General features: G+C 56.0%; 27 protein-coding genes. 23 read left to right on the top strand and 4 right to left on the bottom strand.

The features are described 5' to 3' along the window. Positions 1 to 210: 210 nt before the first annotated feature. Both pocR and pduF read right to left on the bottom strand, forming a co-directional pair. Positions 211 to 1,122 carry a transcriptional regulator PocR gene (pocR, locus tag ACMYSL_RS05875; RefSeq protein ID WP_434661716.1) on the bottom strand — a complete coding sequence of 304 codons (912 nt, stop codon included), beginning with the start codon at positions 1,120 to 1,122 and terminating at the stop codon, positions 211 to 213. Positions 1,123 to 1,310: 188 nt separating this feature from the next. Then, positions 1,311 to 2,111, bottom strand: a complete 801-nt coding sequence (gene pduF / locus ACMYSL_RS05870; RefSeq protein WP_434661715.1) for a propanediol diffusion facilitator PduF — start codon at positions 2,109 to 2,111, stop codon at positions 1,311 to 1,313. A 523-nt stretch (positions 2,112 to 2,634) separates the two neighbouring features. Here pduF and pduA point away from each other — a divergent pair. The 21 genes from pduA to ACMYSL_RS05765 all read left to right on the top strand — a co-directional run bounded on the left by pduA (position 2,635) and on the right by ACMYSL_RS05765 (position 19,397). Beyond that, positions 2,635 to 2,919: a propanediol utilization microcompartment protein PduA gene (pduA, locus tag ACMYSL_RS05865; protein ID WP_110276481.1), complete on the top strand. Its 285-nt coding sequence runs from the start codon at positions 2,635 to 2,637 to the stop codon at positions 2,917 to 2,919. Beyond that, the gene (gene pduB, locus ACMYSL_RS05860; RefSeq protein ID WP_110276480.1) at positions 2,916 to 3,728 is read left to right on the top strand and encodes a propanediol utilization microcompartment protein PduB; all 813 of its coding nucleotides are present in this window, start codon (positions 2,916 to 2,918) and stop codon (positions 3,726 to 3,728) included. Before pduA ends, pduB begins: the two co-directional genes overlap by 4 nt. An 18-nt stretch (positions 3,729 to 3,746) precedes the next feature. Next, positions 3,747 to 5,411: a propanediol dehydratase large subunit PduC gene (gene pduC / locus ACMYSL_RS05855; protein WP_434661713.1), complete on the top strand. Its 1,665-nt coding sequence runs from the start codon at positions 3,747 to 3,749 to the stop codon at positions 5,409 to 5,411. Positions 5,412 to 5,421: 10 nt separating this feature from the next. Next, the gene (gene pduD, locus ACMYSL_RS05850; RefSeq protein ID WP_112213932.1) at positions 5,422 to 6,096 is read left to right on the top strand and encodes a propanediol dehydratase medium subunit PduD; all 675 of its coding nucleotides are present in this window, start codon (positions 5,422 to 5,424) and stop codon (positions 6,094 to 6,096) included. A 14-nt stretch (positions 6,097 to 6,110) separates the two neighbouring features. Then, positions 6,111 to 6,632: a propanediol dehydratase small subunit PduE gene (gene pduE, locus ACMYSL_RS05845; protein ID WP_110276477.1), complete on the top strand. Its 522-nt coding sequence runs from the start codon at positions 6,111 to 6,113 to the stop codon at positions 6,630 to 6,632. Positions 6,633 to 6,641: 9 nt separating this feature from the next. After that, positions 6,642 to 8,474: a propanediol dehydratase reactivase alpha subunit PduG gene (pduG, locus tag ACMYSL_RS05840; RefSeq protein ID WP_434661712.1), complete on the top strand. Its 1,833-nt coding sequence runs from the start codon at positions 6,642 to 6,644 to the stop codon at positions 8,472 to 8,474. Beyond that, a complete protein-coding gene (gene pduH / locus ACMYSL_RS05835; RefSeq protein WP_304253335.1) occupies positions 8,464 to 8,814 on the top strand; it encodes a propanediol dehydratase reactivase beta subunit PduH in 351 nt (116 codons plus the stop codon). The genes pduG and pduH overlap by 11 nt, the downstream gene beginning before the upstream one ends. A gap of 18 nt (positions 8,815 to 8,832) precedes the next feature. Continuing rightward, entirely contained in the window at positions 8,833 to 9,105 is a 273-nt protein-coding gene (gene pduJ, locus ACMYSL_RS05830; protein ID WP_110276474.1) for a propanediol utilization microcompartment protein PduJ, read from the top strand. Positions 9,106 to 9,108: 3 nt separating this feature from the next. Further along, positions 9,109 to 9,591 (top strand): BMC domain-containing protein, encoded by a 483-nt coding sequence (locus ACMYSL_RS05825; protein WP_110276473.1) that lies wholly within the window; start codon positions 9,109 to 9,111, stop codon positions 9,589 to 9,591. Further along, positions 9,591 to 10,223: a phosphate propanoyltransferase gene (locus ACMYSL_RS05820; protein WP_434661710.1), complete on the top strand. Its 633-nt coding sequence runs from the start codon at positions 9,591 to 9,593 to the stop codon at positions 10,221 to 10,223. Before ACMYSL_RS05825 ends, ACMYSL_RS05820 begins: the two co-directional genes overlap by 1 nt. Continuing rightward, positions 10,220 to 10,711 carry a microcompartment protein PduM gene (pduM, locus tag ACMYSL_RS05815; protein WP_434661709.1) on the top strand — a complete coding sequence of 164 codons (492 nt, stop codon included), beginning with the start codon at positions 10,220 to 10,222 and terminating at the stop codon, positions 10,709 to 10,711. Before ACMYSL_RS05820 ends, pduM begins: the two co-directional genes overlap by 4 nt. Positions 10,712 to 10,714: 3 nt before the next feature. Continuing rightward, positions 10,715 to 10,990, top strand: coding sequence for a propanediol utilization microcompartment protein PduN (gene pduN, locus ACMYSL_RS05810; RefSeq protein ID WP_004133641.1), 276 nt, complete (start codon positions 10,715 to 10,717; stop codon positions 10,988 to 10,990). Between the two features lie 9 nt (positions 10,991 to 10,999). Next, positions 11,000 to 12,010: a two-domain cob(I)yrinic acid a,c-diamide adenosyltransferase PduO gene (gene pduO, locus ACMYSL_RS05805; RefSeq protein ID WP_112213939.1), complete on the top strand. Its 1,011-nt coding sequence runs from the start codon at positions 11,000 to 11,002 to the stop codon at positions 12,008 to 12,010. Next, positions 12,007 to 13,398, top strand: coding sequence for a CoA-acylating propionaldehyde dehydrogenase PduP (gene pduP / locus ACMYSL_RS05800; protein WP_434661708.1), 1,392 nt, complete (start codon positions 12,007 to 12,009; stop codon positions 13,396 to 13,398). Before pduO ends, pduP begins: the two co-directional genes overlap by 4 nt. 11 nt (positions 13,399 to 13,409) lie before the next feature. Then, the gene (gene pduQ, locus ACMYSL_RS05795; RefSeq protein ID WP_434661706.1) at positions 13,410 to 14,522 is read left to right on the top strand and encodes a 1-propanol dehydrogenase PduQ; all 1,113 of its coding nucleotides are present in this window, start codon (positions 13,410 to 13,412) and stop codon (positions 14,520 to 14,522) included. Next, positions 14,519 to 15,874, top strand: a complete 1,356-nt coding sequence (pduS, locus tag ACMYSL_RS05790) for a cobalamin reductase PduS (RefSeq protein WP_434661705.1) — start codon at positions 14,519 to 14,521, stop codon at positions 15,872 to 15,874. The genes pduQ and pduS overlap by 4 nt, the downstream gene beginning before the upstream one ends. A 2-nt stretch (positions 15,875 to 15,876) precedes the next feature. Next, positions 15,877 to 16,431 (top strand): propanediol utilization microcompartment protein PduT, encoded by a 555-nt coding sequence (gene pduT / locus ACMYSL_RS05785; protein WP_110276466.1) that lies wholly within the window; start codon positions 15,877 to 15,879, stop codon positions 16,429 to 16,431. Beyond that, complete coding sequence (gene pduU, locus ACMYSL_RS05780; RefSeq protein WP_000441100.1) at positions 16,431 to 16,781, top strand: propanediol utilization microcompartment protein PduU; 351 nt, start codon at positions 16,431 to 16,433, stop codon at positions 16,779 to 16,781. The genes pduT and pduU overlap by 1 nt, the downstream gene beginning before the upstream one ends. 4 nt (positions 16,782 to 16,785) lie before the next feature. Next, positions 16,786 to 17,238, top strand: a complete 453-nt coding sequence (gene pduV / locus ACMYSL_RS05775) for a propanediol utilization protein PduV (protein ID WP_434661701.1) — start codon at positions 16,786 to 16,788, stop codon at positions 17,236 to 17,238. Beyond that, entirely contained in the window at positions 17,223 to 18,437 is a 1,215-nt protein-coding gene (locus ACMYSL_RS05770; protein WP_434661699.1) for an acetate/propionate family kinase, read from the top strand. Before pduV ends, ACMYSL_RS05770 begins: the two co-directional genes overlap by 16 nt. A gap of 93 nt (positions 18,438 to 18,530) precedes the next feature. Next, positions 18,531 to 19,397, top strand: coding sequence for an L-threonine kinase (locus tag ACMYSL_RS05765; RefSeq protein WP_434661698.1), 867 nt, complete (start codon positions 18,531 to 18,533; stop codon positions 19,395 to 19,397). Positions 19,398 to 19,510: 113 nt separating this feature from the next. Here ACMYSL_RS05765 and cobD read toward each other — a convergent pair whose 3' ends face one another. Both cobD and amiC read right to left on the bottom strand, forming a co-directional pair. Beyond that, complete coding sequence (gene cobD, locus ACMYSL_RS05760) at positions 19,511 to 20,590, bottom strand: threonine-phosphate decarboxylase CobD (protein WP_434661696.1); 1,080 nt, start codon at positions 20,588 to 20,590, stop codon at positions 19,511 to 19,513. Positions 20,591 to 20,606: 16 nt separating this feature from the next. Further along, the gene (gene amiC / locus ACMYSL_RS05755) at positions 20,607 to 21,860 is read right to left on the bottom strand and encodes an N-acetylmuramoyl-L-alanine amidase AmiC (RefSeq protein WP_112213947.1); all 1,254 of its coding nucleotides are present in this window, start codon (positions 21,858 to 21,860) and stop codon (positions 20,607 to 20,609) included. A 227-nt stretch (positions 21,861 to 22,087) separates the two neighbouring features. On the opposite strand from amiC, the gene argA reads away from it, so the two are divergent. Beyond that, entirely contained in the window at positions 22,088 to 23,419 is a 1,332-nt protein-coding gene (gene argA / locus ACMYSL_RS05750; RefSeq protein WP_110276460.1) for an amino-acid N-acetyltransferase, read from the top strand. A 182-nt stretch (positions 23,420 to 23,601) separates the two neighbouring features. Further along, positions 23,602 to 23,922 (top strand): hypothetical protein, encoded by a 321-nt coding sequence (locus tag ACMYSL_RS05745; protein WP_434661694.1) that lies wholly within the window; start codon positions 23,602 to 23,604, stop codon positions 23,920 to 23,922. The last annotated feature ends 6 nt before the right edge of the window (positions 23,923 to 23,928 follow it).

The following is a 23,928-nucleotide window of genomic DNA, read 5'->3' as shown; positions in this document are numbered from 1 at the left end:
AAATCTTTTCATTACGCCTGCGGCGACCTGAAAGCAATTTCTGATAACACTCTATCCCATCAAATAAATAAAAACTGGTGCAGCTTAGCGCTCTCTCATTATTAATTTGTTGCGCTATGACAATTTATTGCTCTGGATGAGAGTTTTTCATTTTATAATGAGGCAGATACGGGGGCATATCAAAAATCGGCAATAACAAAATATTGTCATTTAAAATGGTTCAGTTTGTGATCTGGCATTAATTTGTTGGCGATAAGCCTGCGGAGTCACCTGATAGGCCTGGCGAAAAACTTTGCAAAAATAGCTGGTTTGAGAAAATCCTAAATTCCGCGCAATGCTGGCGATACTCCAGTCGCTGTGACACAGCAGCTCTTTGGCGCTCACCATACGCTGATGGTTAACCCACGCGTTAAAGCCAATCCCCTGATATTTCTTGAACAGCTTACTGAAGTAGTACGGGCTGAGATAAACATGGGCGGCAACGTCTTCCAGGCGAAGCTCATCAGACAAATGGGCATCGATATAGCGCAGCGCCTTCTTCATTTTACTGTCATGGGGGCTGACGGCCCGGCTGGCGCGCGCGGGTTCAGGCTGCTGCGGATTGTCTTTAATCACGACAAAATTGAGCTGTTTTTTAAGGCAATTTTCTACTATTAGCTTGAGTAAATCGGCGGAAGCAATGACGCGCGAGTAGTCCATCTCCGGTACGTCGCGGAACGCTTTGACCAGCTCAGGATCGGTCTGCCAACGGTCATCGATGTTCAAAATGTCGACGAGTTCAACATCGTTACTTAAGCGCACCTGCCCGCATAGCACAAAGCCCACCAGGTGCCCGGCAATAACTAAAGGGATGGAAAAATCGGTTAACCCGGCGTGGCAGCGGTAGATACAGAGCTGATCGGTTTTTGAAGCTTCCAGGCCACCGCAGCGGTCGCTCATCCGACAGCGGGTGCTGTGCTGGGGGTGTTGACGCATAAGCTGGCAGAAAGGAGTGAAATTAAACAGCTCAGAAATTTCATCACCGTGAATATTGACTACCACAACGGCCAGACTGGTGGCCTGCGCAAAATCCTGTGCGATTTTATTGATGAGTTCCGAGTTCAGTGTACTCGCAGAAATCATGATAAAACCTCTCAGTTAATTTTTTGTTATAAATAAAACATTTTATTAATATTTACGTCCTTTCATCATCATTCACCTGCAACGATAAAAGAATAGTACGATAGCAAAAGTCTCCCATCCGTGGGAGACATTTTGGGCGACTTCGTGATACCGGTTCATGAAAATTTTTAGTTATTTCAGCGGATACATCAATCCTCTAATTTACAGGTATTACAGGGTAAGTTATTACCAATCAGATAACGATAGATAGCCGCCCCCAGACAGGCCCCGATTAACGGTGCAACAATCGGCACAATAAAGTACGGAATATCCCGTCCGCCAGTCATCGCGATATCACCCCAGCCCGCCATCCACGTAAACAGCTTCGGTCCAAAATCACGCGCCGGATTCATCGCAAACCCGGTAAGCGGCCCGGTGGATGCGCCAATAACCGCGACCAGTAAACCAATCAGCAGCGGAGCCAGCGGCCCTTTTGGCACACCGTTACCGTCGTCAGTCAGTGCCATAATCATCCCCATCAGCATGGAGGTAATCACCACTTCGACCAGCGCCGCATGCCAGATGCTCAGCGATGCCGCCGGATAGGTACTAAAGATGCTTGCCAGCTGCAGGCTCTCTACGCTACCGCGCACGATATGGTGTGTGGCTTCAAACTCGGTAAACATTGTGCTGTAAAGCACGTAGGCCAGCACAGCTCCGCCAAAGGCGCCTGCGACCTGTGCAATGATGTAAGGAAAAACTTTTCGTCCCGGAAAACAAGCAAATAACCACAACGCGACGGTAACAGCAGGATTGAGATGGCCACCAGATATTCCTGAGGTCAGATAGACAGCGAGAGAGATCCCCAATCCCCATATGATGCAAATCTCCCACAACCCGAGGCTTGCTCCCGCCACCTTCACCGCGCTCAGGCAACCGATGCCGAAAAACAAAAACAGCCCGGTGCCCAAAAACTCGGCGGTACATTGCGCTTTTAGCGAATCATTCATTGTGACACCTTCTTAGCAGAGTTCGTGTCCTGACCAGCCAACATCCTGCTGGCAGTAGAGTACAGCGGGCACCACTATATGAATTCCTGTCTGCAAATTGTTGGCAACCTGCTGACGGCCACCCCGGAAAATTCGGGCATGGATAACAAATTATTGCCATTAAATAATTGCTGGCGGCATAGCACACGCGCGGCTTTCGCAATTAATCACCCCACCAGGCATGCAAAAATATTGCTATAACCAACTCGCTGTTTTCCAACAAGCATCACAAATCGTTTTTTTCGCATAGCAGATAAAATTAAAATCGTCATAAACAAATTTGTAAATATGGAATACACAAAACAAAATAATCACATCACAATAAATAAACAAAACCATAAAAATCAATAAATTAAATTATTAAATGGCAATTTTATATTATTGATAGCTCACTATTTTTTTATCATCAAATTCAAGTCAGCCATTCTTTTTCCTCGCATCTTCTTATAGTCCCAACTATCGGAACACTCCATGCGAGGTCTTTATGCAACAAGAAGCACTAGGAATGGTAGAAACCAAAGGCTTAACCGCAGCCATAGAGGCCGCTGATGCAATGGTTAAATCGGCCAATGTGATGTTAGTGGGCTATGAAAAGATTGGCTCCGGGCTGGTAACCGTCATCGTCCGCGGTGATGTCGGTGCGGTTAAAGCGGCAACCGATGCAGGTTCCGCCGCCGCACGCAACGTAGGTGAAGTGAAAGCCGTACACGTCATCCCACGTCCTCACTCCGATGTAGAAAAAATCTTACCGAAGGGAATTAGCCAATGAGCAGCAATGAGCTGGTTGAACAGATCATGGCGCAGGTGATTGCCCGAGTGGCAACGCCGGAACAGCAGGCCACCCCTACTCACCCCCACCCTATACGAGAGACGGCTATGGCAGAAAAAAGCTGCAGTTTAACGGAATTTGTCGGGACCGCCATTGGCGACACCCTGGGTCTGGTTATCGCTAACGTTGATACCGCCCTGCTGGACGCGATGAAGCTTGAAAAGCGCTATCGCTCCATCGGCATTCTTGGCGCACGTACCGGCGCAGGTCCGCACATTATGGCGGCGGACGAAGCGGTGAAAGCCACTAACACCGAAGTGGTCAGCATCGAACTTCCCCGCGATACCAAAGGCGGAGCAGGTCACGGTTCGCTGATTATTTTAGGCGGCAACGACGTTTCTGACGTCAAGCGCGGTATCGAAGTCGCGCTGAAAGAGCTCGATCGCACCTTCGGCGATGTTTACGGCAACGAAGCCGGGCATATCGAGCTGCAATACACCGCCCGCGCCAGCTACGCCCTTGAAAAAGCGTTCGGTGCGCCAATTGGTCGTGCCTGCGGCATCATCGTCGGCGCTCCGGCTTCCGTCGGTGTGTTAATGGCCGATACCGCTCTGAAATCAGCCAACGTTGAAGTGGTTGCTTACAGCTCTCCGGCGCACGGCACTAGCTTCAGTAACGAAGCCATTTTGGTGATTTCTGGCGACTCCGGCGCAGTCCGTCAGGCGGTCACCTCCGCCCGCGAAATTGGCAAAACCGTCCTTGCGACCCTCGGTTCTGAACCGAAAAACGATCGCCCGTCCTACATCTAAACCCCACGAGGCTGATTCATGAGATCGAAAAGATTTGAAGCACTCGCGAAACGCCCTGTGAATCAGGACGGCTTCGTTAAAGAGTGGATCGAAGAAGGCTTTATCGCGATGGAAAGCCCGAACGACCCGAAACCGTCGATTAAAATCGTCAACGGCACGGTGACCGAGCTGGACGGGAAACCGGTTAGCGAATTCGACCTGATCGACCACTTTATTGCCCGCTACGGTATTAACCTGAATCGTGCAGAAGAAGTCATGGCGATGGATTCGGTCAAGCTGGCGAACATGCTGTGCGATCCTAACGTAAAACGCAGCGACATCGTCCCCCTGACCACCGCCATGACCCCGGCGAAAATTGTCGAAGTGGTTTCGCATATGAACGTCGTCGAGATGATGATGTCGATGCAGAAAATGCGCGCACGCCGCACCCCTTCTCAACAGGCGCACGTCACCAACGTCAAAGATAACCCGGTGCAAATTGCCGCCGACGCCGCCGAAGGCGCATGGCGCGGGTTTGATGAGCAAGAGACGACGGTTGCGGTAGCGCGTTATGCCCCGTTCAACGCCATCGCGCTGCTGGTAGGTTCGCAGGTAGGCCGTCCGGGCGTGCTGACTCAGTGCTCCCTGGAAGAAGCCACCGAGCTGAAGCTCGGTATGTTAGGCCACACCTGCTATGCGGAAACTATTTCCGTATACGGTACTGAGCCGGTGTTTACCGACGGTGACGATACTCCGTGGTCGAAGGGCTTCCTGGCCTCGTCCTACGCCTCTCGCGGCCTGAAAATGCGCTTCACCTCCGGTTCTGGCTCTGAAGTACAGATGGGCTACGCCGAAGGTAAATCGATGCTTTATCTGGAAGCGCGCTGCATCTATATCACTAAAGCCGCTGGCGTTCAGGGTCTGCAAAATGGCTCCGTAAGCTGTATCGGCGTGCCGTCTGCCGTGCCATCTGGCATTCGTGCGGTGCTGGCGGAAAACCTGATTTGCTCATCGCTGGATCTGGAATGCGCCTCCAGCAATGACCAGACCTTCACCCACTCCGATATGCGTCGTACCGCACGCCTGCTGATGCAGTTCCTGCCGGGTACCGACTTTATCTCCTCCGGTTATTCCGCGGTGCCGAACTACGACAACATGTTCGCCGGCTCCAACGAAGATGCGGAAGACTTTGACGATTACAACGTTATCCAGCGCGACCTGAAAGTGGACGGCGGTCTGCGTCCGGTTCGCGAAGAAGACGTTATCGCTATTCGTAACAAAGCTGCTCGCGCCCTGCAGGCCGTGTTTGCCGGAATGGGTCTGCCGCCAATTACCGACGAAGAAGTCGAAGCCGCGACCTACGCCCATGGTTCGAAAGATATGCCGGAACGTAACATCGTTGAAGATATCAAGTTCGCACAGGAAATCATCAGCAAAAACCGTAACGGCCTGGAAGTGGTGAAAGCGCTGGCTCAGGGCGGGTTTACCGATGTTGCGCAAGACATGCTCAACATCCAGAAAGCCAAGCTGACCGGGGACTATTTGCACACCTCCGCCATTATCGTCGGCGACGGACAGGTGCTCTCTGCGGTTAATGACGTCAATGACTATGCCGGTCCGGCAACGGGTTATCGCCTGCAGGGAGAACGCTGGGAAGAGATTAAAAACATCCCTGGCGCTCTTGATCCCAACGAGATTGATTAAGGGGTGAGAAATGGAAATTAATGAAAAATTGCTGCGCCAGATAATTGAAGACGTGCTCCGCGATATGAAGGGCAGCGATAAACCCGTCTCGTTTAATGCGCCTGCGGCATCCACTGCACCACAGACCGCTGCGCCTGCGGGCGACGGCTTTCTGACCGAAGTGGGCGAAGCTCGCCAGGGCACTCAGCAGGACGAAGTGATTATCGCCGTCGGCCCGGCATTTGGCCTGGCGCAGACCGTCAATATCGTCGGCTTACCGCATAAGAGCATTTTGCGCGAAGTCATTGCCGGTATTGAAGAAGAAGGCGTCAAAGCGCGCGTGATTCGCTGCTTTAAATCCTCTGACGTGGCGTTTGTCGCCGTTGAAGGCAACCGTCTGAGCGGCTCGGGTATATCCATCGGCATCCAGTCGAAAGGCACCACAGTTATCCATCAACAGGGACTGCCGCCGCTCTCCAACCTGGAGCTGTTCCCGCAGGCCCCGCTGCTGACGCTGGAAACCTATCGGCAGATTGGTAAAAACGCCGCCCGCTATGCGAAGCGCGAATCACCGCAGCCGGTCCCTACGCTTAATGACCAGATGGCACGCCCGAAATACCAGGCGAAGTCGGCCATTTTGCACATTAAAGAGACCAAATACGTCGTGACGGGCAAAAACCCGCAGGAACTGCGCGTGGCGCTTTGATAAAGGATAACTCCATGAATACCGACGCAATTGAATCGATGGTTCGGGACGTATTGAGCCGCATGAACAGCCTGCAGGGCGATGCGCCAGCGGCGGCTCCTGCCGCTAGTGACGCGACCCGTAGCGCAAAAGTTAGCGATTATCCGCTGGCGAACAAACATCCGGAGTGGGTGAAAACCGCCACCAATAAAACGCTGGATGACTTCACGCTGGAAAACGTGCTGAGCAATAAAGTCACCGCTCAGGATATGCGTATTACCCCGGAAACCCTGCGTTTACAGGCATCTATCGCCAAAGATGCGGGTCGCGACAGGCTGGCGATGAACTTTGAACGCGCCGCCGAACTGACCGCAGTACCGGACGATCGCATTCTTGAAATCTACAACGCTCTTCGCCCGTATCGTTCCACCAAAGAAGAGCTGATAGCAATGGCTGACGATCTCGAAAGCCGCTATCAGGCAAAAATTTGCGCAGCTTTTGTTCGTGAAGCGGCAACGCTGTACGTCGAGCGCAAAAAACTCAAAGGCGACGATTAAGGATTGCGTATGCGATATATAGCTGGCATTGACATCGGCAACTCATCAACGGAAATCGCGCTGGCGACGCTTGATGGGGCAGACGCACTGACGATTACGCACAGTGCGCTGGCGGAAACCACAGGAATCAAAGGCACGTTACGTAACGTGTTCGGGATTCAGGAAGCACTTTCCCTCGTTGCAAAACGCGCGGGGATCAATGTCAGCGATATTTCGCTCATTCGCATTAACGAAGCCACGCCGGTCATTGGCGATGTGGCGATGGAGACGATTACCGAAACCATCATCACCGAATCGACAATGATCGGCCATAACCCGAAAACGCCGGGCGGAGTAGGCCTTGGTGTGGGTATCACGATTACGCCGGAGGAGCTGTTAACCCGCCCGGCGGACTCGTCCTATATTCTGGTGGTGTCATCGGCATTCGATTTTGCCGACATCGCCAACGTCATCAACGCCTCTATGCGCGCCGGATACCAGATTACCGGCGTCATTTTGCAGCGCGATGATGGCGTACTGGTCAGCAATCGGCTGGAAAAACCGCTGCCGATTGTTGATGAAGTTCTATACATCGACCGCATTCCGCTGGGGATGCTGGCGGCGATTGAAGTCGCCGTTCCGGGGAAGGTTATCGAAACCCTCTCCAACCCTTACGGCATCGCCACCGTATTTAACCTCACCGCCGATGAGACGAAAAATATCGTGCCGATGGCGCGTGCGCTGATCGGCAACCGCTCTGCGGTGGTGGTCAAAACGCCCTCTGGCGACGTCAAAGCGCGCGCCATACCGGCCGGTAATCTGGAACTGCTGGCTCAAGGACGTACCGTGCGCGTCGATGTTGCCGCCGGTGCCGAAGCCATCATGAAAGCGGTCGATGGTTGCAACAAACTCGATAACGTGACCGGCGAGGCCGGGACCAACATCGGCGGCATGCTGGAACACGTGCGCCAGACCATGGCCGAACTGACCAACAAGCCCAGCAGCGAGATTTTTATTCAGGATCTGCTGGCCGTTGATACTTCTGTACCCGTCAGCGTCACCGGTGGTCTTGCCGGGGAGTTCTCGCTGGAGCAGGCCGTCGGCATCGCTTCGATGGTGAAATCAGACCGTCTGCAAATGGCGATGATTGCCCGTGAAATCGAGCAAAAGCTCAATATCGACGTGCAAATCGGCGGCGCTGAGGCTGAAGCCGCCATTTTAGGCGCATTGACCACACCGGGCACTACTCGACCGCTGGCGATCCTCGATCTCGGCGCAGGTTCTACAGATGCGTCGATTATCAACCCCAAAGGCGAAATTATCGCCACCCACCTCGCCGGCGCAGGCGATATGGTCACGATGATCATTGCCCGCGAGCTGGGGCTGGAAGACCGCTATCTGGCGGAAGAGATCAAGAAATACCCGCTGGCCAAGGTCGAAAGCCTGTTCCATTTACGCCACGAGGACGGCAGCGTCCAGTTCTTTCCGACGCCGCTGCCTCCCGCCGTATTCGCCCGCGTCTGCGTGGTGAAACCCGATGGACTGGTGCCGCTTCCCGGCGATTTAGCGCTGGAGAAGGTGCGCGCCATTCGCCGCAGCGCTAAAGAACGCGTCTTCGTCACCAACGCCCTGCGCGCGCTGCGTCAGGTCAGCCCGACCGGCAACATTCGCGATATTCCGTTCGTGGTGCTGGTCGGCGGCTCGTCGCTGGATTTCGAAGTTCCGCAGCTGGTCACCGATGCGCTGGCGCACTACCGCCTTGTTGCCGGGCGAGGAAATATTCGCGGCAGCGAAGGCCCAAGAAACGCGGTGGCAACTGGCCTGATTCTCTCCTGGTATAAGGAGTTTGCTCATGGACAGTAACCACACCACTCCGGCAATTGTCATTACCGCTATCGACGACTGCGCCAGCCTCTGGGGCGAAGTGTTGCTGGGTATCGAAGAGGAAGGCATCCCTTTCCTGATTCAACATCACCCAGTTGGAGAAGTCGTAGACAGCGCCTGGCAGGCGGCGCGCAGTTCGCCGCTGCTGGTCGGCATTGCCTGCGATCGGCGCACGCTGGTCGTGCACTACAAAAATTTACCCGCATCCGCGCCGCTTTTTACGCTGATGCATCATCAGGACAGTCAAGCCCAACGCAATACAGGTAACAACGCGGCACGGCTCGTCAAAGGGATCCCTTTTCGGGATCTCCATGCTTAAACACAGGAGAACGGCAGTATGAATAACGCACTGGGACTGGTTGAAACAAAAGGGCTGGTCGGCGCCATTGAAGCCGCCGATGCGATGGTGAAATCCGCCAACGTGCAGCTGGTGGGCTACGAAAAAATTGGCTCTGGTCTGATTACCGTGATGGTTCGCGGCGATGTTGGCGCGGTTAAAGCGGCCGTAGACGCAGGCAGCGCGGCGGCAAGCGTAGTGGGTGAAGTGAAATCCTGCCACGTTATCCCGCGTCCGCACAGCGACGTTGAGGCCATTTTACCGAAAGCTTGATCGATGGCGAATAAGGAGCACCGCGTGAAGCAATCTCTTGGATTACTTGAAGTTTGTGGTCTGGCACTGGCTATCAGCTGCGCCGATATCATGGCGAAATCCGCTTCTATCACGCTGGTCGCCCTCGAAAAGACCAATGGTTCAGGCTGGACGGTTATTAAAGTGACCGGTGATGTCGCCTCCGTGCAGGCGGCGATCACCACCGGCGCACATTTTGCCGAACAGCGAAATGGCCTGGTGGCCCACAAGGTCATCGCCAGGCCCGGAGAAGGGATAATGCCCGCAGAAACTCCCCCGCCCTCCGTCATGGCACCTGAACCTGAAGAGCCAATCATGGCCGATGTCGTTTCTGAAGAGCCAGCAGATGAAGTACCACAGGAAGCCGGACTGGTCAGCTGCAACCTGTGCCTGGACCCGAAATGCCAGCGCCAGAAAGGCGATCCTCGTTCTCTTTGCCTTCATTCAGGCAAGCGAGGTGAAGCGTAATGGATAAACAGCTTCTGGAATCAACGGTCAGCAAAGTTCTTGATGAGATGCGCGAGCGCCCGATTCCGCTGGGCGTCTCGAATCGTCATATCCATCTGTCTGCGCAGGATTACGCGCAGCTTTTTCCCGGCCATCCCATCAGCGAGAAAAAAGCGCTGCTGCAGCCGGGGCAATATGCTGCGGAACAAACTGTCACCCTGGTGGGGCCAAAAGGGCAGCTCAAAAACGTACGCCTGCTTGGTCCACTGCGCTCAACAAGCCAGGTGGAAATATCGCGCACCGACGCAAGGACGCTGGGAGTGGCAGCACCGCTGAGAATGTCCGGCAACCTGAAAGGGACGCCGGGCATCCGTCTGGTCAGCCCCTTTGCCGAACTGGAATTATCTTCTGGGGTGATTGTCGCCCAGCGGCATATTCATATGTCGCCGTTGGATGCCCTGATCCTGCGGGTCTCCCACGGCGATAAGGTCTCCGTGGCAATCGAAGGCGACGATCGCGGGCTGATTTTCAACAACGTGGCGATTCGCGTTTCACCGGATATGCGCCTCGAAATGCATATCGATACCGATGAAGCCAACGCTGCTGGTGCCGATAACCCGCAGGCCTTTGCCCGGCTGGTGGCCCCACGATGAACGGCGAAATTCTGCAGCGCATTGTTGAGGAGATTGTCTCCCGGCTGCAGCGTCGCGCCCACAGCACGGCGACGCTGAGCGTTGCGCAGTTGCGTGAAGCAGACAGCCGAAGCCTGTTCTGTCAGCACGCGTCGTTGCGCATTCTGCTCATCGACCTGCCGCTGCTGGGCCAGCTTGCTGAAGCGGAAACCGATGACCCCGTCGCCGGGAAAATTCACGACGCCCTGGCTTTCGGCATCCGCGTACAGCTCTGCGTGCATAGCCAGCTACTGCCGGTTATCCCGGTAAAAAAACTGGCTCGTCTACCGGTGATGTTCACCGACGAGCACGGGCTGGCGCTGACTCTGCACGCCGGTTCGCTGCTGAGCTATCGCGATGTCGCAAGCCTGGGCAAAGGACGCCTGGTTCTCCATCGCAAATGCATCGTGACCGCACTGGCGCATGAAGCGGCAAGCGCGCGGAATATTCAATTAATTAAGCAGGAGTAAATCATGCATCTGGCACGAGTCACGGGCGCGGTTGTCTCCACGCAAAAATCGCCCTCCCTGGTAGGGAAAAAGCTGCTGCTGGTACGTCGGGTCAGCGCCGATGGCGAACTTCCCGCATCACCAACGTCAGGCGATGAAGTTGCCGTTGACTCCGTCGGCGCAGGCGTCGGCGAACTGGTGCTGCTTAGCGGCGGCTCCAGCGCCAGACATGTCTTTTCCGGGCCCAATGAGGCCATTGACCTCGCCGTTGTCGGCATTGTAGATACGCTTTCGCGTTAAGGGGCGATTATGGCGATTTATACCCGAACAGGTGACGCCGGCACCACATCGTTATTTACCGGCCAGCGGGTGAGCAAAACCCACCCGCGCGTCGAAGCCTACGGCACGCTGGATGAGCTGAACGCCGCGCTGAGCCTGTGCGCCTGCGCCGCTGCGGATGAAAGCCATCGCATCTTACTCGAGGCCATCCAGCAGCAAATTTTCTGGTTTAGCGCCGAATTGGCCAGCGACAGCGAGCAGCCGTCGCCCAAACAGCGCTACATCAGCAGCGAAGAGATTTCGGCTCTGGAAGCCGCTATCGATCGGGCGATGGCCCGCGTCGAGCCGCTGCACAGTTTTATTTTACCCGGTCGCTGCGAAGCCGCGAGCCGCCTACATTTTGCCCGTACGCTGGCTCGCCGGGCCGAACGCCGCCTAGTTGAGCTGGCCGCAGAAATCAACGTGCGCCAGGTGCTGATGCGTTACATCAACCGCTTATCAGACTGCCTGTACGCCCTGGCTCGCGCCGAAGATAGCGATGCGCACCAGAACGATATCATCCGTGAAATCAGCAAACGCTATCTGGCCGCCAGCCAGCCCCCCCGCCTCAAGGAGACGACGCCTATGGCTCTCTCGTTTCACGACCTCCACCAGTTGACTCGCTCCGCCGTAGAGCGCGCCCAGCAGCTACAGGTGCCGGTGGTGGTCAGCATTGTTGACGCGCATGGTACGGAAACCGTCACCTGGCGGATGCCGGACGCCCTGCTGGTCAGCAGCGAACTGGCACCGAAAAAAGCCTGGACTGCAGTCGCTATGAAAACGGCAACCCATGAACTGAGCGATGTCGTTCAGCCGGGCGCCGCGCTTTATGGCCTGGAAAGTCATTTACAGGGAAAAGTCGTTACCTTTGGCGGCGGTTACGCTCTGTGGCGTGACGGTCTGTTGATTGGGGGTCTGGGCATCAGCGGCGGCAGCGTTGAGCAGGACATGGATATAGCACTGGCTGCTATTGCGGCCATTAACGTGGGAACTCATCAATGAATACTTCTGAACTCGAAACCCTCATTCGCACCATTCTCAGCGAGCAACTGACCCCGGAGCAAACGCCGAGCCAGCCTCAGGGCAAAGGGATCTTCCAGTCCGTCAGCGAGGCAATCGACGTCGCGCACCAGGCGTTCTTACGTTACCAGCAGTGCCCGCTGAAAACGCGCAGCGCCATCATCAGCGCAATGCGTCAGGAGCTGACGCCGCTTCTCGCCTCGCTGGCGGAAGAGAGCGCCAATGAAACGGGCATGGGCAATAAAGAAGATAAATTTCTGAAAAACAAGGCCGCTCTGGACAACACGCCGGGCGTAGAAGATCTCACCACCACCGCGCTAACCGGCGACGGCGGCATGGTGTTATTTGAATACTCACCGTTTGGCGTCATCGGCTCAGTCGCCCCAAGTACCAACCCGACGGAAACCATCATCAACAACAGCATCAGCATGCTGGCGGCGGGCAACAGCGTCTACTTTAGCCCGCATCCGGGAGCGAAAAAGGTCTCTCTCAAGCTTATCAGCCTGATTGAAGAGATTGCTTTCCGCTGCTGCGGCATCCGCAACCTGGTGGTTACCGTCGCAGAGCCAACTTTCGAAGCCACCCAGCAGATGATGGCCCACCCGCGCATTGCGGTACTGGCGATTACCGGCGGACCGGGCATTGTGGCGATGGGTATGAAGAGCGGTAAGAAGGTGATTGGCGCAGGTGCGGGCAACCCGCCTTGTATCGTCGATGAAACAGCCGATCTGGTGAAAGCAGCAGAAGATATCATCAACGGCGCTTCGTTCGATTACAACCTGCCCTGTATTGCCGAGAAGAGCCTGATCGTAGTGGAGAGCGTCGCCGACCGGCTGGTACAGCAAATGCAAACCTTCGGTGCGCTGCTGCTAAGTCCTGCCGATACCGACAAACTCCGCGCCGCCTGTCTACCAGAAGGCCAGGCGAATAAAAAACTGGTCGGCAAGAGCCCATCAGCCATGCTGGAAGCCGCCGGGATCGCCGTTCCTGCCAAAGCGCCTCGTCTGCTGATTGGCATCGTCAACGCCGACGATCCGTGGGTGACCAGCGAACAGCTGATGCCGATGCTGCCGGTGGTAAAAGTCAGCGATTTCGATAGCGCGCTGACGCTGGCGCTGAAGGTTGAAGAGGGGCTGCATCACACCGCGATCATGCACTCGCAGAACGTGTCGCGCCTGAACCTCGCAGCGCGCACCCTGCAAACCTCAATATTCGTTAAAAATGGCCCATCCTATGCCGGGATTGGCGTCGGCGGTGAAGGGTTTACCACCTTCACTATCGCCACGCCAACCGGTGAAGGGACCACGTCGGCGCGAACCTTTGCTCGCTCACGGCGCTGCGTGCTGACCAACGGCTTCTCCATCCGCTAACCGAGGTCGCGATGAATACTTTCTCACTACAAACGCGGTTGTACAGCGGCCAGGGCAGTCTGGCGGTGCTTAAGCGCTTTACCAACAAGCACATCTGGATAATCTGCGATGGGTTTCTGGCGCGCTCGCCGCTGCTGGATACCCTGCGCAACGCGCTGCCCGCAGATAACCGCATCAGCGTCTTTAGCGAGATAACGCCGGACCCCACCATCCACACCGTGGTGCAGGGCATTGCGCAAATGCAGGCTCTGCAACCGCAGGTGGTGATCGGTTTTGGCGGCGGCTCGGCAATGGACGCGGCGAAGGCCATCGTCTGGTTTAGCCAGCAGAACGGGATCAACATCGAAACCTGCGTGGCGATCCCGACCACCAGCGGCACCGGTTCGGAAGTCACCAGCGCCTGCGTGATCAGCGATCCTGATAAAGGTATCAAGTACCCGCTATTCAACAATGCGCTGTATCCGGATATGGCGATCCTCGACCCGGAGCTGGTGGTCAGCGTTCCGCCGCAGATTACCGCCAACACCGGTATGGACGTGCTGACCCACGCCCTGGAGGCCTGGGTGTCACCGCACGCCAGCGACTTTACCGACGCGCTGGCGGAAAAAGCCGCCAAACTGGTGTTCCAGTATCTGCCCACGGCGGTGGAAAAAGGTGACTGCGTAGCGACGCGCGGGAAAATGCACAACGCTTCAACGCTGGCGGGGATGGCATTCAGTCAGGCGGGTTTGGGGCTTAATCACGCGATAGCTCACCAGCTCGGCGGACAGTTTCATCTGCCGCACGGGCTGGCCAATGCGCTGCTGCTCACGACGGTGATCCGCTTTAACGCGGGTGACCCGCGCGCCGCCAAACGCTACGCGCGGATGGCGAAGACCTGTGGTTTTTGCCCGGCAGAAGCTAATGATATCGCGGCGATCAATGCGCTGATTCAGCAAATCGAACTGCTTAAGCAACGCTGCGCCCTTCCCTCACTGGCCGCTGCGCTTAAAGAAGGAAAATCCAACTTTTCCACGCGCATTCCAGCGATGGTGCAGGCTGCGCTGGCTGACGTCACCCTACGCACCAACCCGCGTCCGGCTAATGCCGAAGCCATTCGGGAACTGCTGGAGGAACTGCTATGAGTACCGCCGTCAACGCCGTTGAAATGTCTCATAGCGCTGATGAAATTCGCGAGCGCGTTCGCGCAGCGGGCGTCGTCGGCGCAGGTGGCGCAGGCTTTCCCGCTCACGTAAAGCTGCAGGCGCAGGTGGAAATTTTCCTGGTTAACGCCGCCGAGTGTGAACCGATGCTCAAAGTTGACCAGCAGCTGATGTGGCAGCAGGCCGCGCGTCTGGTACGCGGTGTGCAATATGCGATGACGGCAACCGGCGCTCGCGAAGGGGTCATTGCCCTTAAAGAGAAGTATCACCGGGCTATTGAAGCATTAACCCCGCTGCTGCCTGCCGGTATCCGTCTGCATATCCTGCCGGATGTTTATCCGGCGGGTGATGAGGTGCTGACCATCTGGATGGCAACCGGCCGCCGGGTCGCTCCGGCGGCGCTACCAGCCAGCGTCGGCGTAGTCGTCAATAACGTGCAAACCGTCCTTAACGTTGCCCGGGCGGTCGAGCAGCAGTTTCCGGTTACTCGTCGCACGTTGACCGTGAACGGCGCGGTCGCCAGACCGTTGACCGTTACCGTCCCCATCGGCATGTCGCTGCGCGAAGTATTAGCGCTGGCGGGCGGCGCAACGGTTGACGACCCCGGTTTTATTAACGGCGGCCCGATGATGGGCGGCCTGATTACCTCGCTGGATAACCCGGTGACCAAAACCACCGGTGGTCTGCTGGTGCTACCGAAAAGCCATCCGCTTATCCAGCGGCGAATGCAGGACGAGCGCACGGTGCTTTCCGTCGCGCGTACCGTCTGCGAGCAGTGCCGTCTGTGCACCGATCTCTGCCCGCGGCATCTGATTGGCCACGAACTCTCCCCGCACCTGCTGGTTCGGGCAGTGAACTTTCACCAGGCCGCCACGCCGCAGCTGCTGCTGAGCGCCCTCACCTGCTCGGAATGCAACGTTTGTGAAAGCGTGGCCTGCCCGGTGGGGATCTCGCCGATGCGCATCAACCGGATGCTGAAACGCGAGCTGCGGGCGCAAAACCAGCGCTATGAAGGGCCGCTGTATCCGGCCGATGAGATGGCGAAATATCGCCTGGTGCCGGTGAAGAGGCTGATCGCCAAACTCGGGCTCAGCCTCTGGTATCAGGAAGCACCACTCTGCGCTGACGAGCCGTCAGTGGAAAAAGTGACCTTGCAGCTGCGCCAGCATATTGGTGCCAGCGCAGTGCCGAATGTCGTGCAAGGGGAACGCGTCACGCGCGGACAGTGCATTGCCGACGTTCCGGCAGGTGCATTAGGCGCGCCGATTCACGCCAGCATCGACGGCGTTGTATCGGCCATCAGCGAACAGGCCATCACGGTTGTAAGAGGTTAACCATGTCTCAGGCTATAGGAATTTTAGAACTCACCAGCATCGCCAAAGGCATGGAACTTGGTGATGCCATGCTGAAAAGCGCCAACGTCGATCTACTGGTCAGCAAGACCATCTGCCCAGGTAAGTTTTTACTGATGCTGGGCGGCGATATCGGCGCGCTCCAGCAGGCCATTGAAACCGGCACGTCGCTGGCGGGCGAGATGCTCGTCGACAGCATGGTGCTGGCGAACATCCATCCCAGCATTCTCCCGGCTATCAGCGGCCTGAACAGCGTCGAAAAACGCCAGGCGGTCGGCATCGTCGAAACCTGGAGCGTAGCGGCCTGCATCAGCGCCGCGGACCGGGCGGTGAAAGCCTCAAACGTCACCCTGGTAAGAGTGCATATGGCCTTCGGCATCGGCGGTAAGTGCTACATGGTGGTGGCGGGCGACGTTTCTGACGTCAATAACGCCGTGACGGTTGCCAGCGAAAGCGCGGGCGAAAAAGGGCTGCTGGTTTACCGTTCGGTTATTCCGCGCCCGCATGAAGCCATGTGGCGACAGATGGTGGAGGGATAATGGAAAGACAACCGACAACGGATCGCATGATTCAGGAATACGTGCCGGGGAAACAGGTCACCCTCGCGCACCTGATTGCCAATCCAGGCAAAGATCTCTTTAAGAAGCTGGGCCTGCCGGATGCGGTTTCCGCCATTGGCATCCTTACCATCACGCCAAGCGAAGCGTCGATTATCGCCTGCGATATCGCCACCAAATCCGGCGCGGTGGAGATTGGTTTTCTCGATCGCTTTACCGGCGCGGTGGTGTTGACCGGCGATGTTTCCGCCGTCGAATATGCCCTCAAGCAGGTGACGCGCACGCTGGGCGAAATGATGCAGTTCACCACCTGTTCGATCACCCGGACGTAAGCCAATGAAGCGTTTGATGTTTATCGGCCCCAGCCAGTGCGGAAAAACTTCGCTGACCCAAAGCCTGCACGGCGAAGCGCTCCATTATAAGAAAACTCAGGCCATTGAATGGTCGCCGATGGCCATCGACACGCCGGGCGAATATCTGGAGAACCGCTGCCTATATAGCGCCCTACTGACCAGCGCCTGCGAGGCCGACGTCATCGCGCTGGTGCTGAATGCCGACGCCCAGTGGTCGCCCTTTTCTCCGGGTTTTACCGCACCGATGAACCGACCGACGATTGGCCTGGTCACCAAGGCCGATCTGGCCGACCCGCAGCGTATTTCGCTGGTTGCGGAGTGGCTTACGCAGGCTGGCGCAGAGCAGATTTTTATTACCAGCGCGTTGAATAACTCGGGTCTCGACGCCGTGCTGGATTTTCTGAATTCGAAGGAACCTTTATGTCTTACAAAATAATGGCCATTAACGCCGGCAGCTCATCATTAAAATTCCAGTTGCTGGAAATGCCGCAGGGCGAGACGCTCTGTCAGGGACTGATTGAACGTATCGGCATGGCCAACGCCCAGGTAACAATAAAAACCCCTGCGCAAAAATGGCAGGAGTCGGCGCCGATCGCCGATCATCGCGAGGCTGTCACCCTGCTGCTGGAAAAGCTTCTTGGCTACCAGATTATTCAGAGCCTGCAGGATATCGACGGCGTCGGTCACCGCGTGGCGCACGGCGGGGAACGTTTTAAAGATTCGACACCGGTCACCGATGAAACCTTAGCGGAAATTGAGCGTCTGGCTGAACTGGCCCCGCTGCATAACCCGGTTAATGCGTTGGGGATCAAAGTGTTCCGCCAACTGCTGCCCGATACGCCGTCGGTCGCGGTATTTGATACCGCTTTTCACCAGACGCTGGACGAGCGCGCGTTTATTTATCCGCTGCCCTGGCGCTACTACAGTGAACTGGGCATTCGTCGCTATGGATTCCACGGCACCAGCCATAAGTACGTCAGCGCGACGCTGGCAGAAAAGCTGGGCGTGCCGCTGAGCGCGCTGCGCGTAGTGTGCTGCCATCTTGGTAACGGTAGCAGCGTTTGCGCCATCAAAGGCGGGCGTTCCGTGAACACTTCGATGGGCTTTACGCCGCAGTCCGGCGTGATGATGGGCACCCGCAGCGGCGATATCGACCCGTCGATTTTACCGTGGCTGGCGCTGCATGAGGGCAAAACGCCGGAGCAGCTCAACCTGTTGTTAAACAATGAATCGGGCCTGCTTGGCGTCTCCGGCGTCTCCCATGACTATCGCGATGTCGAACAGGCTGCTGACGGTGGCAATCAGCGAGCAGCCCTGGCGCTGACGCTGTTTGCCGAGCGCATTCGCGCCACCATCGGCAGCTATATCATGCAGATGGGCGGCCTGGACGCACTGATCTTTACCGGCGGCATCGGCGAAAACTCGGCCCGCGCCAGAAGTGCTATCTGCCACAACCTGAATTTTCTCGGGCTGTCGGTCGATGAAGAGAAAAACCAGCATAACGCCACCTTTATTCAGAGCGAAAACGCGGTCGTCAAAGTGGCAGTCATTAATACTAATGAAGAGTTGATGATTGCCCGCGACGTTATGCGTCTCGCGCTTCCCGAAGCGCAGACGTTAACCGTTTCAGCCTGAGTTCGCCGCCCGGCAAGTTGCGGTGAATCATGGAAATAGCGGGATCGGCATGACACTATGCGCCCTGGCAATCTGAGCAAAGGGTAGAAAAACGTGGCTGTTGCGCAATGCCCCGCCTCCTGTGGCGAACTCATCCAGGGCTGGATCCTCGGCAGCGAGAAGCTGGTCTCCTGCCCCGTTGACTGGTACAGCACCGTCGAGGTGGACTACGGTTCACCTCGCACGGATGAGCGTCCGCTTTCACGGGCAATGGTCGACAGGCTACTGAACTACTGGCGCTATCCGGCTGACCTCAGCAAAGAGATTCGTATCGACATTTGCTCCACCATTCCGGTCGCCAAAGGTATGGCCAGCAGCACTGCGGATATCGCCGCAACGGCGGTAGCTACCGCGCATCATCTCGGCCACCCGCTGGATGAAACCACCCTCGCCCAACTGTGCGTTTCTCTGGAACCGACCGACAGCACCCTGTTTCGACAACTGACGCTATTCGATCACAACACCGCCGAAACGCAAATAGCCTGCCATTCTCAGCCTCAGCTTGATCTACTGGTACTTGAAAGCCCCGCCACGCTGCTGACCACTGATTATCACCGCCTTCCCAGACTTGAAAAGCTGCAAGCTCATTCTGCCGCCCTGCAACAGGCTTGGGAGAAAATCCAGCAGGCCTGTCAGACGGATGACCCCCGTTGCATGGGAGAAGCAGCAACGCTCAGCGCTATCGCCAGCCAGCACCTGCTGCCTAAACCGGGGTTTGATACGCTGCTTGCGCTGGTAGAAGAGTGTGATTTATACGGCCTGAACGTGGCGCACAGCGGTAGCGTTGTTGGCCTGATGCTCGACCGTGAACGTCACGATATTGAGTATTTGCAGCGGCAACTGGTGGAAACACGGCTCAGTGAATACTGGCCAGAGCAACACCTGCTGCGCATGGTGCAGGGCGGCGTCGAATTGCGCTAGCGCCGACAATCATATTTCCCGGAGGCGGCGCTCGATGCGCCTTGTCCGGGCTACCGGCCCGCAGACGACTGTAAACTCGTAGCCCGGCTACCGCCCGCAGACGCCAGGAACATCTACCCGGTAAATACCTGCCTGAAAGCCGTTAGCAACTGGGTGTTTTCCTGCTGGCTGCGGATCGCGACGCGGAAGTAGCGCCCGTCCAGCCCGGGATAGTTGGCGCAGCTGCGGATCAGGATATGCTGTTGCAACATGGCATATTGCAGATCAAGGTCCGGCACGTCGCAACGCAAAAACAAATAGTTAGCCCGGCCAGGATAGACCGTCAGGCCGGGAATGTGGCGCAGTTGATGGTAAAAACGCTGCCCCTCTTCCTCCAGCCACAGCCAGGTTTTCTGCTGATAGTCGCTATCCTGAAGAATGATTTCACCCGCCAGCGCAGCAAAGGCGTTAATCGACCACGGCATCTGTCGCTCGCGCATTCGCGCCACCGCCCGTTCATCACCATTGACCAGATACCCCAGGCGCAGGCCGGGGATGGCATAAAACTTGGTGAGCGAACGCAATACCCATACGTGTGGATTATCGCGCAAAAGCGGAATAAATCCCGGCTCATCGGGAATAAAATCGATAAACGCTTCATCAAGGATCAGCGCGATTCCCAACGATTGACAACGCTGCGCAATTAATTCGAGCAGACGACGTTCGGGTAGCAGTCCGGTCGGATTATTTGGTGTACAGAGGAATAAGCAGTCCAGATCCGGCGTCAGGGCATCAAGGATAGCGCCAGTCAGCTGCCAACCATCCTCTTCATGCAGAAGAAACTCCCGCACCGCGCAGTCGACCGATTGCAGCGCCCGGCGATACTCGGCAAAACCCGGCGTGACGATCATCGCCTGACGCGGCTTCAAACCCTGAACGAGGGTGAAGATCGCTTCCGTTTCGCCATTTCCAGCGAGGATCCACGAAGCGGGAACCTGGTGATGTTCCGCCAGCGCGAGGTGCAGTTGCTGATACTCAACGTCCGGATAGCGTTCAGCGCAGGCCATATTATCGATGATGGCGCGCTTTACACTTTCCGGCATCCCCAGTGGATTAATATTGGCGCTAAAATCCAGCAGTTGTTCCGCAGAGATTCCCAATAGCGCGGCGGCCTCGCGGATATTTCCGCCGTGCGCGCTCTTCAATAGAGCCATTTACATTCCCGTTGCGTTACCCTCGCCTTGCCAGCGTCGCGCCGTCAGCGAAGTAGGCTTTAATCCCTGCCAGAATCGACTCTGCAACCTGCTGCTGGAATTTCGCCGTTTTCAATTTACGCTCTTCTTCGACGTTACTGATAAACGCGGTTTCCACCAGAATCGATGGAATATCCGGCGCTTTCAGCACCGCGAAGCCCGCCTGCTCAACGCGATTCTTGTGCAGGTTATTAATATTGCCCATCTTTTCCAACACCGCCTTGCCAAACTTCAGGCTATCGGCGATGGTCAGCGACTGCACCATGTCGAACATGGTGTGATCGACGTAGCGATCGCCGCTTTTGCTTACGCCGCCAATCAGATCCGAGGCGTTCTGGGTCTGGGCCAGAAACTTCGCCGCGGTACTGGTGGCCCCCTTGGTCGACAGCGCAAAGACCGAAGAGCCGCTGGGCTGTCGGCTGGTAAATGCATCGGCGTGAATAGAGACAAACAGGTCGGCACGCTGCTTCTGCGCCTTGGCAACGCGCACCTTCAGCGGGATAAAGACATCCTCGTTGCGAGTCATATAGACCTTCATATTGCCCTCTTTCTCGATCAGCGCGCGCAGCCGTCGGGCAATTTGTAGCACCACGTCTTTTTCGCGAGTGCGATATTTCCCCACCGCGCCAGAGTCTTCACCACCGTGGCCGGGGTCGAGCATAATCACGATCGGCCGATCGCGCCCGGCTTTACCCGGTTTCGGCCCGCTTTCCGCAGGGGGAACCTGACGCTGAAGATCACCTTTATTGTAATCCTCAAGCAGCGCCAGCAGCGGATCCTGCACATCGGTGGCATTGGAGGGGTAGAGATCCATCACCAGACGTTCTTTAAAACCAGCAACCGGGGCCAGCGCAAAGAGCTGAGGTTTCACGTTCTGTTTCAGCTCAAAGACCATACGCACGGTTTGCGGATCGAACTGACCCACGCGAGCAGACTGAATATAAGGATCGTCGCCGCGAATCTGCCCGCCCATTCCTTTTAACACCGAGTTGAGGTTAACGCCTTCCAGATCCACGACCAGTCGTTCAGGATTACTGAGCGCAAACTGCCGATACTTCAGAATATGATTGGACTCCACGGTGACGCGGGTGTAGGTCGATGATGGCCAGACTCGCACGGCAACAACCTGCGCCGCGGCAGCCAACCCAACCGGACTCACACTCATTAACCACATGGCGCCCGCCCCTTGTAAAAAACGGCGGCGGCTTAATTCTGACTTGTATCCCGACATGCCACTCCCAAGCAGTAAGAAATCATTGGTATTTAAAACAAACAGATTGACCAGAAACTTTAACGAAAGGCGTATAACCTGTCATCTATAAAAGGGTAAACAATCTTTGACACCCTGATTTAGCTCACACTGCTTTCTCAACTCAGCAACAAATTGGCGCTTGCGTTTACCGGCAAAACAGAATAAAAATACACTAATTACGAATAATCATGCATTGAGGTTGTGTCATGGTGAAGGAACGTCGCACCGAACTGGTAGAGGGATTCCGCCATTCTGTTCCCTATATTAACGCCCATCGGGGTAAAACGTTTGTCATCATGCTGGGCGGAGAAGCCATCGAGCATGATAATTTTTCTAGTATAGTCAATGACATTGGCCTTCTTCACAGCCTGGGTATTCGCCTGGTGGTGGTCTATGGCGCACGCCCGCAGATTGACGCCAACCTGGCGGAGCATCGTCACGAGCCGGTTTATCACAAACAGACCCGAGTGACTGACGCCAAAACGCTTGAGCTGGTTAAGCAAGCGGCGGGCATGCTGCAGCTGGAAATTACCGCTCGCCTGTCGATGAGCCTGAACAACACACCGTTGCAGGGTGCCCATATCAACGTGGTCAGCGGCAACTTCCTGATCGCGCAGCCGTTAGGGGTAGATGACGGCGTGGATTATTGCCACAGCGGACGCATTCGGCGCATTGATGAAGAAGCCATTCACCGCCAGTTGGATAACGGCGCGATTGTGTTGATGGGCCCAGTTGCGGTGTCGGTCACTGGCGAAAGCTTTAACCTCACTTCCGAAGAGATTGCCACTCAACTGGCGATTAAGCTGAAAGCCGAAAAAATGATCGGCTTCTGCTCGTCGCAAGGGGTCTACGACCAGAATGGCGATATCGTTCCCGAACTGTTCCCCAACGAAGCTCAGGCGCGGGTTGAGGAGCTGGAAGCAGACGAAGATTATAATTCCGGCACGGTGCGCTTCCTGCGCGGGGCGGTCAAAGCCTGCCGTAGCGGCGTGCGTCGCTGTCATCTGATCAGCTATCAGGAAGACGGCACGCTGTTGCAGGAACTGTTCTCACGCGACGGTATCGGTACCCAGATTGTGATGGAGAGCGCCGAACAGATCCGTCGCGCCACCATCAACGATATCGGCGGGATCCTTGAACTGATTAGCCCACTGGAGCAACAGGGCATCCTGGTACGGCGTTCGCGCGAACAGCTGGAGATGGAAATCGATAAATTCACCATCATTCAGCGTGACAACACCACGATCGCCTGCGCCGCCCTCTATCCGTTCCCGGAAGAGAAAATCGGTGAAATGGCCTGCGTGGCGGTGCATCCGGATTACCGTAGCTCATCGCGCGGAGAAGTGCTGCTCGAGCGTATTGCCGCTCAGGCGAGGCAAATGGGCCTGAGTAAGCTGTTCGTGCTGACGACCCGAAGCATTCACTGGTTCCAGGAGCGCGGCTTTACCCCAGTAGACGTCGACCTGCTGCCGGAGAGCAAGAAAGAGATGTACAACTATCAGCGCCGTTCAAAAGTGCTGATGGCGGACTTGAGTTAATGTCCTTCCCCGGTTCACGGTGTAAAACAGCCTCCGCACCAGATTTATAGCTCCAACGCCGGGAATATTCCCGGCGGCAATACGATGCGCCAAGCCTGGCTTCCGGCATATCTGATAAATAATTACACAGCGTTAATCTAAATGTATAATTTAGCCTGACTACAAAGGAAAGCAGGCTATTTATGGATAATTCTGGCAACTGGTTTACCCGCAATATCAGCATTATTGTTATCGTGCTCTCTTTATATCCCTGGCTGCTGCTATTAATTGCAAGCCTGAATGGCGCAAGTAAAGCAAGCTGGTTACTGAGAGCAGGTGCCGGAATAGCTATTTATTCCTTCGCGCTGTCTGTCATTAATCTGATTATTTCAATCATTTTTATTGTCTGTACTCATATAGTTACCCCCTCAGCAGCAAAAAACTCCGCAGGGCGTTTCTTTGCTATCAACTCCATTTCTGTCGTCTGGATATTGTTACTTTCACTTCTTGTTTCACAGGGATAACGACAT

The sequence above is a fragment of the Klebsiella sp. MISC125 genome, assembly GCF_051131775.1.
Classification (GTDB): domain Bacteria; phylum Pseudomonadota; class Gammaproteobacteria; order Enterobacterales; family Enterobacteriaceae; genus Klebsiella.
Note: the sequence above shows the minus strand (reverse complement) of the source record. Positions and strands in the feature narration are given on the sequence as shown.

What these genes read in the sequence shown, in the direction of transcription:
- pocR (WP_434661716.1), bottom strand. Translation starts at nt 1,122, where the DNA reads ATGATTTCTGCGAGTACACTGAACTCGGAACTCATCAATAAAATCGCA.
- pduF (WP_434661715.1), bottom strand. Translation starts at nt 2,111, where the DNA reads ATGAATGATTCGCTAAAAGCGCAATGTACCGCCGAGTTTTTGGGCACC.
- pduA (WP_110276481.1), top strand. Translation starts at nt 2,635, where the DNA reads ATGCAACAAGAAGCACTAGGAATGGTAGAAACCAAAGGCTTAACCGCA.
- pduB (WP_110276480.1), top strand. Translation starts at nt 2,916, where the DNA reads ATGAGCAGCAATGAGCTGGTTGAACAGATCATGGCGCAGGTGATTGCC.
- pduC (WP_434661713.1), top strand. Translation starts at nt 3,747, where the DNA reads ATGAGATCGAAAAGATTTGAAGCACTCGCGAAACGCCCTGTGAATCAG.
- pduD (WP_112213932.1), top strand. Translation starts at nt 5,422, where the DNA reads ATGGAAATTAATGAAAAATTGCTGCGCCAGATAATTGAAGACGTGCTC.
- pduE (WP_110276477.1), top strand. Translation starts at nt 6,111, where the DNA reads ATGAATACCGACGCAATTGAATCGATGGTTCGGGACGTATTGAGCCGC.
- pduG (WP_434661712.1), top strand. Translation starts at nt 6,642, where the DNA reads ATGCGATATATAGCTGGCATTGACATCGGCAACTCATCAACGGAAATC.
- pduH (WP_304253335.1), top strand. Translation starts at nt 8,464, where the DNA reads ATGGACAGTAACCACACCACTCCGGCAATTGTCATTACCGCTATCGAC.
- pduJ (WP_110276474.1), top strand. Translation starts at nt 8,833, where the DNA reads ATGAATAACGCACTGGGACTGGTTGAAACAAAAGGGCTGGTCGGCGCC.
- ACMYSL_RS05825 (WP_110276473.1), top strand. Translation starts at nt 9,109, where the DNA reads ATGGCGAATAAGGAGCACCGCGTGAAGCAATCTCTTGGATTACTTGAA.
- ACMYSL_RS05820 (WP_434661710.1), top strand. Translation starts at nt 9,591, where the DNA reads ATGGATAAACAGCTTCTGGAATCAACGGTCAGCAAAGTTCTTGATGAG.
- pduM (WP_434661709.1), top strand. Translation starts at nt 10,220, where the DNA reads ATGAACGGCGAAATTCTGCAGCGCATTGTTGAGGAGATTGTCTCCCGG.
- pduN (WP_004133641.1), top strand. Translation starts at nt 10,715, where the DNA reads ATGCATCTGGCACGAGTCACGGGCGCGGTTGTCTCCACGCAAAAATCG.
- pduO (WP_112213939.1), top strand. Translation starts at nt 11,000, where the DNA reads ATGGCGATTTATACCCGAACAGGTGACGCCGGCACCACATCGTTATTT.
- pduP (WP_434661708.1), top strand. Translation starts at nt 12,007, where the DNA reads ATGAATACTTCTGAACTCGAAACCCTCATTCGCACCATTCTCAGCGAG.
- pduQ (WP_434661706.1), top strand. Translation starts at nt 13,410, where the DNA reads ATGAATACTTTCTCACTACAAACGCGGTTGTACAGCGGCCAGGGCAGT.
- pduS (WP_434661705.1), top strand. Translation starts at nt 14,519, where the DNA reads ATGAGTACCGCCGTCAACGCCGTTGAAATGTCTCATAGCGCTGATGAA.
- pduT (WP_110276466.1), top strand. Translation starts at nt 15,877, where the DNA reads ATGTCTCAGGCTATAGGAATTTTAGAACTCACCAGCATCGCCAAAGGC.
- pduU (WP_000441100.1), top strand. Translation starts at nt 16,431, where the DNA reads ATGGAAAGACAACCGACAACGGATCGCATGATTCAGGAATACGTGCCG.
- pduV (WP_434661701.1), top strand. Translation starts at nt 16,786, where the DNA reads ATGAAGCGTTTGATGTTTATCGGCCCCAGCCAGTGCGGAAAAACTTCG.
- ACMYSL_RS05770 (WP_434661699.1), top strand. Translation starts at nt 17,223, where the DNA reads ATGTCTTACAAAATAATGGCCATTAACGCCGGCAGCTCATCATTAAAA.
- cobD (WP_434661696.1), bottom strand. Translation starts at nt 20,590, where the DNA reads ATGGCTCTATTGAAGAGCGCGCACGGCGGAAATATCCGCGAGGCCGCC.
- amiC (WP_112213947.1), bottom strand. Translation starts at nt 21,860, where the DNA reads ATGTCGGGATACAAGTCAGAATTAAGCCGCCGCCGTTTTTTACAAGGG.
- argA (WP_110276460.1), top strand. Translation starts at nt 22,088, where the DNA reads ATGGTGAAGGAACGTCGCACCGAACTGGTAGAGGGATTCCGCCATTCT.
- ACMYSL_RS05745 (WP_434661694.1), top strand. Translation starts at nt 23,602, where the DNA reads ATGGATAATTCTGGCAACTGGTTTACCCGCAATATCAGCATTATTGTT.